The 10,583-nt window shown below is 73.1% G+C and carries 9 protein-coding genes; 5 read left to right on the forward strand and 4 right to left on the reverse strand.

What is annotated here, in order from left to right; translation table 11 throughout:
* Positions 1-70: 70 nt before the first annotated feature.
* Both AOK03_RS19865 and AOK03_RS19870 read right to left on the reverse strand, forming a co-directional pair.
* The gene (locus AOK03_RS19865; protein ID WP_107098039.1) at positions 71-1,147 is read right to left on the reverse strand and encodes a GNAT family N-acetyltransferase; all 1,077 of its coding nucleotides are present in this window, start codon (positions 1,145-1,147) and stop codon (positions 71-73) included.
* A 25-nt stretch (positions 1,148-1,172) separates the two neighbouring features.
* Positions 1,173-1,844, reverse strand: coding sequence for an HD domain-containing protein (locus tag AOK03_RS19870; RefSeq protein ID WP_055566655.1), 672 nt, complete (start codon positions 1,842-1,844; stop codon positions 1,173-1,175).
* Positions 1,845-1,922: 78 nt separating this feature from the next.
* Between AOK03_RS19870 and AOK03_RS19875 the strand changes: the two genes are divergently transcribed.
* Both AOK03_RS19875 and AOK03_RS19880 read left to right on the forward strand, forming a co-directional pair.
* The gene (locus tag AOK03_RS19875; protein WP_055566656.1) at positions 1,923-2,600 is read left to right on the forward strand and encodes a maleylpyruvate isomerase family mycothiol-dependent enzyme; all 678 of its coding nucleotides are present in this window, start codon (positions 1,923-1,925) and stop codon (positions 2,598-2,600) included.
* Between the two features lie 51 nt (positions 2,601-2,651).
* On the forward strand, positions 2,652-3,305 hold the full coding sequence (locus AOK03_RS19880; RefSeq protein WP_055566657.1) for a CatB-related O-acetyltransferase: 654 nt from the start codon (positions 2,652-2,654) through the stop codon (positions 3,303-3,305).
* Positions 3,306-3,351: 46 nt separating this feature from the next.
* Here AOK03_RS19880 and AOK03_RS19885 read toward each other — a convergent pair whose 3' ends face one another.
* The gene (locus AOK03_RS19885; protein WP_055566658.1) at positions 3,352-4,308 is read right to left on the reverse strand and encodes a hypothetical protein; all 957 of its coding nucleotides are present in this window, start codon (positions 4,306-4,308) and stop codon (positions 3,352-3,354) included.
* 167 nt (positions 4,309-4,475) lie between these two features.
* Between AOK03_RS19885 and AOK03_RS19890 the strand changes: the two genes are divergently transcribed.
* From AOK03_RS19890 to AOK03_RS19900, 3 genes are all read left to right on the forward strand, one after another.
* A complete protein-coding gene (locus AOK03_RS19890) occupies positions 4,476-6,776 on the forward strand; it encodes a heavy metal translocating P-type ATPase (RefSeq protein ID WP_055566659.1) in 2,301 nt (766 codons plus the stop codon).
* 147 nt (positions 6,777-6,923) lie between these two features.
* Positions 6,924-7,613 carry a copper homeostasis protein CutC gene (locus tag AOK03_RS19895; RefSeq protein WP_055566660.1) on the forward strand — a complete coding sequence of 230 codons (690 nt, stop codon included), beginning with the start codon at positions 6,924-6,926 and terminating at the stop codon, positions 7,611-7,613.
* Positions 7,614-7,724: 111 nt separating this feature from the next.
* Positions 7,725-8,333, forward strand: a complete 609-nt coding sequence (locus AOK03_RS19900; RefSeq protein ID WP_063792527.1) for a DUF2165 domain-containing protein — start codon at positions 7,725-7,727, stop codon at positions 8,331-8,333.
* On the opposite strand, the gene AOK03_RS19905 is transcribed toward AOK03_RS19900, so the two are convergent.
* A complete protein-coding gene (locus tag AOK03_RS19905; protein WP_055566661.1) occupies positions 8,330-10,432 on the reverse strand; it encodes a HelD family protein in 2,103 nt (700 codons plus the stop codon). The genes AOK03_RS19900 and AOK03_RS19905 overlap by 4 nt on opposite strands.
* Positions 10,433-10,583 lie beyond the last annotated feature (151 nt).

A 10,583-nucleotide genomic window follows, 5' to 3' on the forward strand; every position in this document is an offset into this window, starting at 1 on the left:
GGGAAGCATCCGCCGCGAAGCGGCGGGCTCGGTGCTCCTACCCGGCAGCGCGTCGCAGGGAGAAGTCCGCTCAGGCCCGGTGCAGCCCGTAGGCACGATGCGGGGTGCGGTCCGGCAGGCGGGAGAACCCCGCCTCCGTGGCCACCTTCTGGGACGCCGTGTTCTCGGGGGTGGTGAGGGCGAGGAGGGACTGGACCTCGGGGTGGGTGAGGGCCCAGGCGGAGAGGGCACGGAGGGTCGTCGTCGCGTAGCCGTTGCCGCGGGCCGGCTCCACCAGGTCGTAGCCGACCTCCACGCACCCGTTGTCGTCCGGCGGCCCGTGGAAGCCCATGCCGCCGACGGCCAGCTCGTCCGCGGTGCGGACCAGTGCGTACACGCCCCAGCCGGGCCGGTGCACCCCGGCGACGTACTTGTTGAACAGGCTGCCCGCGGCCGCCCGCGTCCCGCCGAAGGGCGCGCCGCCGAGCCAGGTGAGTCCGCCCGTGCCGCCCTCGGCGAGGTCCGCCGCGGCGGCGGGGGTGATCTCGCGCAGGGAGAGGTCGCCCGCGGGCAGGGCATGGGAGTTGTGCCAGCGCCAGTGCGGGAGGCGGGCGCGGCCCGGCAGGTCGCCGCGGCCCGTGGCCCAGAGCAGGGTCGTCCAGGGCGTGCCGCCCGCGGGCGTCGGCGGGACGTGCGGGAAGAGGTGGGCGAGGACCGCCTCGCAGAGCGTCGCGGGCGGCTCCGCGTCGACGCCGAGCGCGCGGGCGATGTCGTGGGTGTGGAGCAGGGCCTCCGTGACGCCCATCGCCGCGAACCCCGACGCGTCGGCGGCGCCCGACGGGTAGGGGTGGTAGGCGCGGACGCCGCGCGGCGTCGTGCGGACCACCGCGGACAGGATGCCGCCGGTCGCCTCGATCGAGCGGATCGCTCCCTCGGGGCCCGTGCCCTCGTCGAACACGGCCTCGAAGGGGACCCATCCGTCGGTGGCGCGGCCCGTCAGCTGGCCCGCGTACGCGGTGAAGACACCCGCGACGTGTTCGGCCGTGTCCAGGCAGCTCCAGTCGAGCCCGCCCGCCTTCACGCCCCAGTCGCGGTCCGCCGCCGCGCGCAGCACCCCGGCCGCGTACGCGACTGCCTCGTCGATCCGGTCCCCACCCATGTGCAACATGGGGGTGAGCGTACGGAGGACCGGCTCAGGGGGACAGGAGTTTTAGTTCCGTCGCCAGGTTCTCGCGCGCCGGGGTCTCCCAGTGCGACGTCCCGTACGGGGTGCGGAAGAGGCGGGGCAGCGCCATGAGCTGGCGCAGGACCTCCGCCCTGCCCTGCCGGAACGCCTCGTCCGGCACGAACGCGTACTCCTCGCGGACCGCCGCCGCGTACGCCGCGTACGCGTCCGGGGGCGCCGCGAGGATCGCCAGGTCGGCGTCGCACAGCGCCTCGCCGTTGGTGTCGCCCTCGGCGGGGTCGTGCGTGACGGTGAGCCGGACCAGGCGTGCGACCTCCGCGGTCTGCTCCTCCGTCAGGCCCGCCTCGGGCAGCGCCCGTTCGGCGAGACGGGCGGAGCGCTCCTCGTTCTCGGAGCGGTCGGGTGCGTACACCGCGTCGTGGAACCACGCGGCGAGGCGGACGAGTTCGGGGTCCTCGGCGTGCTCTTCCAGTACGTCGATGTGGTCGAGGACCGCCGCCAGGTGATCGGTGGTGTGGTAGCGGCGCTGCGGCTCGGCCCAGCGGGCGAGGAGCCGCTCCGCGTACGGGGCGGGGTCGATGCCGGAAGCGCTCGGCGTGCCGGGTGTGCCGGACGTGCCTCCGCTCGCGCGGAGCAGAGTCGCGGCCCAGCGGGCGTGGAGGTCTTGGTCGTCGGCCATGGCGTCGACCCTAGCCCGCCGCCCCGAGCGCACGGGGCGGCCGTTGCCATGCGCGGCCGGACGCGGTTGGCTGCCGCCATGACCGCCATCGACGAGAAGACATACGAATCCGAGCGGGCCGGACGCCTCCTGCGTGCCGAACGCGACGCCCTCATACCGCTGTTGCGGGCCGCTCCCGACGATGCGTACGAGATCCGCACCTGCTGTCCGGGCTGGACCGTGCGCCACGTGCTCGCGCACTGCGGCTCCGCGCTGATGCGGGTGGTGGAGGGCCGCTTCGAGGAGGGCGTGTACTCGCCCGAGTGCAACGACCGCGACATCGCCGAGCGCGCCGACTGGTCCCACGCGCGCGTCGTGGACGAGCTGGAGCACGCCATGACGGAGGCCGGGCCCGTCATCGCCGCGGCCAAGGGGTACCTCGACGGCGTCGCGCTGGGCGAGTGGGTGCACGCCGGTGACGTGCGCGAGGCCTGGGGGAAGCCGGGCGCGTACGGCGGTGACGGCCTCGTCGACGCGCTGGCCCTGCTGGAGCAGTTCAGCAGGTCGGCGCATGCCGCCTCGCCCGTGCCGCTGCACGCGGACATCGACGGCCGGGACGAGCCGCTGGTCCTCGGCGTCGCCGACGGCAAGCGGCCGCCCGCCCGCTACATCGGGGACGCCCCGACGCTGATCCGGCTGTGCACCGGTCGGCCGCTGACCGGCACGCGGTACGAGCTGGCGGGCGTCACGGAAAAGGAGTTGCCCCTGTTCGACTGAGGAGGATCATGGGACGTCCGTCCGACGAGTCCGTTGAGGAGTGCCCGCGCGATGCCCACTGGTCCTTCCGTGCCGGCCGACCCGACCGTGGTGCATCCGATGCCGGAGCAGCCCCGCGTGGTGCTGCTCAAGCCGCTCGTGACCTCGCCGCTCATCGAGGTCGGGGACTTCTCGTACTACGACGACCCCGACGACCCGACCGCCTTCGAGACCCGCAACGTGCTCTACCACTACGGTCCCGAGCGGCTGGTCATCGGAAAGTTCTGTGCGCTGGGGGAGGGCGTGCGGTTCATCATGAACGGCGCCAACCACCGGATGGACGGGCCCTCGACCTTCCCGTTCCCGATCATGGGCGGGTCGTGGAGCGAGCACTTCGACCTGATCAGCGGGTTGCCGGGGCGGGGTGACACGGTCGTCGGCAACGACGTCTGGTTCGGCTACCGGTCGACCGTCATGCCCGGCGTCCGGATCGGGCACGGCGCCGTCATCGCGTCGGGCGCCGTGGTCGTCGACGACGTGCCCGACTACGGCATCGTCGGCGGCAACCCGGCCAAGCTGATCCGGCGCCGCTTCGGCGACGAGGACATCGCCCGGCTGCTCGAACTCGCCTGGTGGGACTGGCCCGTCGAGCATCTGACCGAGCACATCCGGGCCGTCATGTCGGGCAGTGTCGACGAGCTGGCGGCCGTGGCGCCCGGCGCGTAGTCGCGTAGTCCGGGGCGGCGTCTTCCTTCGGGCGGGGCGGCGGTCATCAGTGCTGGTGACCGCCGCCCTCGTCCTCCCGGGGCGCCGCGTGTCCGCCGCCCTTCTCCGCCGCGCCGCCCGCGTGCACCGTGAACGCCGCCGTGCGGACCTTGCCCCCGTGCTTGAAGTCCAGGAACAGGCGGTACGCGCCCTTGCTCGGCGCCGCCGTGCCGAACGAGACACCGGGGCCCGCCTTCGTCCTCCCGTCGCCGGGCGTGCCGTTCGGGTGGACGTGGAGGTAGGCGAGGTCGCCCGACCGCAGGGCCACCAGGTGCCCGTACGCCCCCAGATAGGGCTGCAGGTCGGTCACCGGCCTGCCGTTCTTCGCCACGCTCAGCGTGAGGTCGCCGCCCGCGCCCGTCTTCGGCTCGCCCTTCAGCGTGACGTCGTAGCCGTCGACCTCCGTGGTGGTGCTGTGCGCGGGCAGTTCCCGCGGCTCGTACGCTCCCGCCACGCCGAGGTCCGCGCCCAGCGTCAGGCCCTCCTTCGCGCTCTCGGGGCGGAAGTCGGCGAGGACGCGGTAGCCGCCCGCCTCGGGCAGCCGGACCGGGGTCGACCAGGTGCCGTCCGCCGCGCGCGTCGGGTGCAGGTGGCGGTAGGTCGTCAGGTCGCGTGAGGCGACGATGAGGTGCAGCTCCTTGTCGTGTTCCTCGGCGTACGCGGTGACGTTCCGGCCCGTCGCGTCCTCGACGACGGTGAAGCGGAGCTGCTGCTTCTTGTCCGCCTCGATGCGGGCGTCCGCGAGCTTCAGCGTGTAGCCGCCGTCGGAGACCTGCAGGCCGCCGGGGGGCTGCTCCTGCCCGCCCGCCTTCTTCTTCTGCTGGTCGTCGTGTTCTCCGTGCCGTGCCGTCGGCGTCTTCTCCCGGTCCGTGACGGGGTCGATGCCCGTGCCCACGCCGTACGCGGTGCCGAAGGTGGCGGCGACGGCCGCGGCGAATGCGGTGATCTTCAGGCCGGTGTTCATGACGGCTCCCTACGCGGGTCGAAGTGGTGTCTCGAAGATACCCCCCTAGGGTATGAAGTCAAGCGATCGTCCGCTCTTGCGTCGAGTACCCCCCAGGGGTATACATGGATCTCGTCAGCGATACCCGGCCGGGGTATCGGCGTCCCACTCGTACAGGAGACCCAGACATGGCCCCCACCGCACCCGGCGCCGCCGAGGCGGCCGCGTCCGCCGCAGAGGTCGAACTCGCCATCGGTGGGATGACCTGCGCCTCCTGCGCCGCCCGGATCGAGAAGAAGCTCAACCGCATGGACGGCGTCGAGGCGACCGTCAACTACGCCACCGAGAAGGCCAAGGTCACCTACCGCGGCGACGACGTCTCCGTGCGGGACCTGATCGCCACCGTCGAGGCCACCGGCTACACCGCACAGGAGCCCGCCCCCGCGCCCACCGGGCACGACGGCGACGGCGACGGCGGCCGTGCCGGGGAGCGGGCCGCCGACGACGAGCTGCGGCCCCTGCGGCAGCGGCTGACCACCGCCGTGCTGCTCTCGGTGCCGGTCATCGCGATGGCGATGGTCCCCGCGCTGCAGTTCGAGTACTGGCAGTGGCTGTCGCTCACGCTGGCGGCGCCCGTCGTGACGTACGCGGCCTGGCCCTTCCACAAGGCGGCCTTCACCAATGCCCGGCACGGCGCCGCCACCATGGACACGCTGATCTCCGTCGGCACGTCGGCGGCGTTCCTCTGGTCCCTGTGGGCGCTGTTCTTCGGCACCGCGGGCACGCCGGGCATGACGCACCCCTTCGAGCTGACCATCGCCAGGAGCGACGGCGCGGGGAACATCTACCTGGAGGCCGCGGCGGGCGTCACCGCGTTCATCCTCGCCGGGCGGTACTTCGAGGCCCGGTCGAAGCGGAAGGCCGGGGCCGCGCTCAAGGCGCTGCTCCAGCTGGGGGCCAAGGACGTCACCGTGCTGCGGGACGGCGGGCGCGAGGAGACCGTGCCGGTGAGCGAGCTGAAGGCCGGTGACCGCTTCCTCGTCCGGCCCGGCGAGAAGATCGCCACGGACGGCAGGGTCGTCGAGGGCTCCTCGGCCGTGGACGCCTCCATGCTCACCGGCGAGTCCGTGCCCGTCGAGGTCGGCGCGGGCGACGCGGTCACCGGAGCCACCCTGAACGTCGGCGGACGGCTCGTCGTCGAGGCCACCCGCGTCGGCGCCGACACCCAGCTCGCCCGCATGGCCAGGCTCGTCGAGGACGCGCAGAACGGCAAGGCCGCCGCCCAGCGCCTGGCCGACCGGATCTCCGCGGTGTTCGTGCCGGTCGTCATCGGCCTGGCGCTCGCCACCCTCGGCTTCTGGCTCGGCAACGGAGCCGGTCTCACCGCCGCCTTCACCGCCGCGGTCGCCGTGCTGATCATCGCCTGCCCGTGCGCCCTGGGTCTCGCCACGCCGACCGCCCTCATGGTCGGCACCGGCCGCGGCGCCCAGCTCGGCATCCTGATCAAGGGCCCGGAGGTCCTGGAGTCCACCCGCGAGGTCGACACCATCGTCCTGGACAAGACCGGCACCGTCACGACCGGCCGGATGACCCTCCTCGCCACCCACACCGCCCCCGGCACCCCGGCCTCCGACGTGCTGCGTCTGGCCGGTGCGCTGGAGCACTCCTCGGAGCACCCCATCGCCCGGGCCGTCGCCGCGGGTGCCGCCGCCGAGGTGGGTGAGCTGCCCGTCCCCGAGGACTTCGCGAACGTCGCGGGGCTCGGCGCCCAGGGCATCGTCGAGGGGCACGCGGTCCTGGTCGGCAGGGTCCAGCTGCTCGGGGAGTGGGAGATCCGGCTGCCCGTCGAGCTGGAGCGCGCCAAGGCCGAGGCCGAGGCCGCGGGACGTACCGCCGTCGCGGTCGCCTGGGACGGCGAGGCGCGGGCGGTCCTGGAGGTCGCCGACGCGGTCAAGGACACCAGTGCCGAGGCCATCGAGCGGCTGCGCGCGCTCGGTCTGACGCCGATGCTGCTGACCGGCGACAACAAGGCGGTCGCCGCGTCGGTCGCCGCGGAGGTCGGCATCGCCCCGGGCGACGTGATCGCCGAGGTCATGCCGCAGGACAAGGTCGACGTGGTGAAGCGGCTGCAGGCCGAGGGGCGCAGCGTGGCCATGGTCGGCGACGGCGTCAACGACGCGGCGGCCCTGGCCCAGGCCGACCTGGGGCTCGCGATGGGCACGGGCACGGACGCCGCGATCGAGGCCGGTGACCTGACGCTCGTACGGGGCGACCTGCGGGTGGCGGCCGACGCGATCAGGCTCTCGCGCCGCACCCTCGGCACCATCAGGTCGAACCTGTTCTGGGCCTTCGCCTACAACGTAGGCGCCCTGCCGCTGGCCGCCGCCGGTCTGCTCAACCCGATGATCGCGGGCGCGGCCATGGCGTTCTCGTCGGTCTTCGTGGTCGGGAACAGCTTGAGGCTGCGGGGATTCAAGCCGCTGTCCTGACGGGGTTTCCCGTGGATTCTCCGCATGTTTCCCTCACCCCGGTGCGAGCGACTCGCCTCGCGCCGGGGTGTTCTGCGCGTAGGCTGGTAATTGGACTAGACCTATGTGCCCGGGATCGCGAGCAGCGAGCAGAAGGAAGAGACATCCATGAGCAAGCGTGCAGTCCTGGAGGTGATCGCCCTCGACGCCGAGGACGCGGTCGCCGCCCAGGCCGGCGGAGCGGACCGCCTGGAGCTGGTGACCGACATGGCCGCGGACGGCCTCACCCCGTCCCGCGAGACCTTCGCCGCCATCCGCTCCTCCGTCGACATCTCGCTGCGCGTCATGCTCAGGCTGGCCGACGGATTCGCCGTGGGCGACATCGATGAACTGGTACGCCGCACCCGTGAACTCAGGAGCGAGGGCGCCGACGAGTTCGTGCTCGGCTTCCTCGACGAGGCGGGCGGCGCCGACCTGCCCGCCGTGGAGGCCCTGGTGGGCGCCCTCGACGGCTGCCGCTGGACCTTCCACCGGGCGATCGACCGCGCCGCCGACCGCGATGCCCTGCGCAAGCAGCTCGCCGACCTGCCCGGCCTGGACACCTACCTCACCGCGGGCTCCGCGGACGGCGTCGACGACGGCCTGCCGACCCTGCTCGCCGAGGCGGCCCGGCGGGGCGAGCCCGGCTACGAACCGCAGCTCCTCATCGGCGGCGGCCTGCGCCTCGACCACCTGCCCCGGCTGCGGGCGGCCGGTGTCGACGCGTTCCACATCGGCGGGGCGGCCCGCCCCGACGGCTGGTCGGCGCCCGTCTCCGCCGCGGCGGTCGCCCAGTGGCGGGCCGCGCTCGACGGCTGAGCCACCTCGTCGTTTCACCGCGTGATCGTTTCTCCGCGGGACGCGATAGAACTGGTTCGACACTGAGGGGACTTCATGCCGACACCAGAGAAAACGCGTCCCGCGGAGCGCATGCTCGCGGCCGGAACGCTGCCCGTGGCCGCGACGTTGCTCACGGGAACGATCGCGCTCTACATCGCACTCGTCGCGTTCGGGAACATCACCGACTTCGAGACCAACCAGCAGTTCGTACGCCATGTCCTGGCGATGGACACCACCTTCAAGGACAACGGCCTGCGGTGGCGGGCGGTGGACTCCACCGCGCTGCAGGACACGGCGTACGTCGCCATCATCGCCTGGGAGACCGTGGCCGCACTGATCCTCGGCACGTCGACGGTCCTGTGGGCCCGCGCCCTGCGACGGCCCCAGGGGCTGCGCCGGGCCCAACTGACCGGCAGCATAGGCCTGATGATGATCCTCCTCCTCTTCGGAGTGGGCTTCATCGGGATCGGCGGCGAATGGTTCGCCATGTGGCAGTCGGAGGCCTGGAACGGCCTGGACGCGGCCATCCGCATGGTGACGTTCGCGGGCATCGTGCTCATCGCCACGCATCTGCCCGCCGCCTCGCAGCCCGGCCGCGCCCCGTCCGCCGGTGACGACGCGGCGGACGGCCTCAAGGACGGCTTGAAGGACGGCTTGGAGGACGACCGCAAGGACGGTCTCAAGGAGGGCAGACCCTAAGCCAGTTGCCCCGGCAGGCCGGTCGCGTGCACGACGATCAGGCCCGACACGGCACGGGTCAGCGCCACGTACAGGCGGCGCAGACCCGTCCGTTCGTCGGGCTCGCCGGCCACCACCGCGGAGGGCTCGTCGAGCACCACGTAGTCGTACTCCAGGCCCTTCGCGAGGGACGCGGGCACGAGCGTGAGCCGGGTGTCGGGCGTCGTCTCCTCGCCGGGACCGAGATACGTGACCCCGGCCGCCGTCAGCGCCGCGGCCAGCGCGGGAATCCGGGCGTCCGCCGCGATCAGACCGACGGAACCCTCCTGCCGCAGCGACTCCGCACACGCCTCCAGGCAGGCCGCGTCCAGGGCCGCGCCGCCCTCGGCGCCCCCGGCCGACGCCACGTGCCGGACCGCGAGCGAACCCGGCGACTCACGCACCGAGTCGACCGCCGTGAGACCCGGCGCGATGTCCGGCAGCAGCCGCGAGGCGTACGCGATGACCTCGCGCGGCACACGGAAACCGGCCGTCAGCTCCTCCACCACCGCATCGCCCTTGCCGAGGTGCCCGAGGGCCTCGTCCCAACTCCGCGTCGCCCAGGGCGTCGTGCCCTGCGCGAGATCCCCCAGCACGGTCGCCGAGCCGGTCGTGCAGCGGCGGCCCACCGCGCGGTACTGCATCGGTGACAGGTCCTGCGCCTCGTCGAGCACCACATGGCCGAGGGAGTGCGTGCGCGTGACCAGGTCGGTGGCCTCGTCGATGAGGACGGCGTCCGCGGTCGACCACTTGGCGCTCTGCACGCTCCGGGCGGGCTTCGCCCACAGCACGGCCTTCCGCTCGTCCTCGTCCAGGATCCCCTCGGCGTGCTCGGCGAGGAAGTCGGCGTCGGACAGCAGCCGCAGCACGAGCTTCGCGGGTTCGACGGGCGGCCAGACGGCCTTCACCGCCGCCTTCACCGCGGCGTTGCGGGCCACCGCGTCCTGCACCCGGTCGTCCGGCGCCTCGCCCGACTGCTCCATGCGGACCAGCACGGCATGCGCGATGCGCTGCGGCAGGGCGTCCCGCGCGGCGCCGTACCGGATGTCCCGCGCGAGCAACTCCCGGACGATCTCCTCCAGTTCGTACGCCGGGACGCGCCACCTGCGCGAGCCGCGCACGACCACGAGCGGCTCGGTGGGCAGGGTGACGTGCGACCGCACGGCGTTGCGCAGCACCTCGGCCATGCGGGCGTCGCCCTTCACGAGGGCGGCCGCGGAGTCGTCCGTGCCGCGCACCTCCACATGCGCGACGAGGTCGTCGACGGTGGCCTGCTTGACCTCCAACTCGCCCAGCGCGGGAAGCACTTGCTCGATGTAGTGCAGGAAGGAGGCGTTCGGCCCGATGACGAGGGTGCCGGTCCTGGCGAGCCGCTCGCGGTGGGCGTACAGCAGATAGGCGACCCGGTGCAGGCCGACGGCGGTCTTGCCGGTCCCTGGCCCGCCCTGCACGCACACGCTGCCGCCGAGCCCGCTGCGGACGATCTCGTCCTGCTCGGGCTGGATGGTGGCGACGATGTCCCGCATCGGCCCCACACGCGGCCGCTCGATCTCCTGCTGGAGGAGCTTGCTGGTCCGCACGGCCTCCGTGGCGTCGCTGAGGTGCTCGTCCTCGTACGCGGTGAGGTCACCGGCCGTGTAGCCGAAGCGGCGGCGCAGCGCGATGTCCATCGGGTCCTTCTTCGAGGCCCGGTAGAACGGCTGGGAGACCGGCGCACGCCAGTCGATGACCATCGGGTCCCCGTCGGCGTCGTGCACGTGCCGCCGCCCGATGTAGAACTGCTCGCCCGCCGCGCCCTCCGCCTGCTCGGCGCCGGGCGCGTGCAGATAGTCGAGGCGCCCGAAGAACAGCGGGGTGTGCGCCAGGTCGGCGAGGGACTTGATGCGGTCGTCGAGCTGCCGCTCCAGGACGGCGGCGTTCACCCAGTTCGCGGTGACGTCGCGGATGTCGAGGGCCTCGGCGTCCTCCCGCATGGCGCGCAGGGCGGAACGGGACGCGGCGAGATGGCCGCGCTCCCGGGCGAGGGGGTCTTGGGAGCCGACGGACTCGGACTCGGACTCGGACTGGGCGTGCGCGTGCACGGGGTGCCTCCGGCGGTTCAGCGGTGTCGTGTGCGGGCCTCTGCTCTGGTACTGCTCGGCTCAGGCGAGGAGCCGGCCGGTTTCCGTCCGGGCGGCGGCGCTCCACGGGGGAGGCGGGGAAGGAGGCATCCTAGGCCGGGGTGGCTGTGGG

It is taken from the genome of Streptomyces atriruber, from assembly GCF_001418325.1.
Lineage (GTDB): Bacteria > Actinomycetota > Actinomycetes > Streptomycetales > Streptomycetaceae > Streptomyces > Streptomyces atriruber.

What these genes read in the sequence shown, in the direction of transcription:
- AOK03_RS19865 (WP_107098039.1), bottom strand. Translation starts at nt 1,147, where the DNA reads ATGTTGCACATGGGTGGGGACCGGATCGACGAGGCAGTCGCGTACGCG.
- AOK03_RS19870 (WP_055566655.1), bottom strand. Translation starts at nt 1,844, where the DNA reads ATGGCCGACGACCAAGACCTCCACGCCCGCTGGGCCGCGACTCTGCTC.
- AOK03_RS19875 (WP_055566656.1), top strand. Translation starts at nt 1,923, where the DNA reads ATGACCGCCATCGACGAGAAGACATACGAATCCGAGCGGGCCGGACGC.
- AOK03_RS19880 (WP_055566657.1), top strand. Translation starts at nt 2,652, where the DNA reads ATGCCCACTGGTCCTTCCGTGCCGGCCGACCCGACCGTGGTGCATCCG.
- AOK03_RS19885 (WP_055566658.1), bottom strand. Translation starts at nt 4,308, where the DNA reads ATGAACACCGGCCTGAAGATCACCGCATTCGCCGCGGCCGTCGCCGCC.
- AOK03_RS19890 (WP_055566659.1), top strand. Translation starts at nt 4,476, where the DNA reads ATGGCCCCCACCGCACCCGGCGCCGCCGAGGCGGCCGCGTCCGCCGCA.
- AOK03_RS19895 (WP_055566660.1), top strand. Translation starts at nt 6,924, where the DNA reads ATGAGCAAGCGTGCAGTCCTGGAGGTGATCGCCCTCGACGCCGAGGAC.
- AOK03_RS19900 (WP_063792527.1), top strand. Translation starts at nt 7,725, where the DNA reads ATGCTCGCGGCCGGAACGCTGCCCGTGGCCGCGACGTTGCTCACGGGA.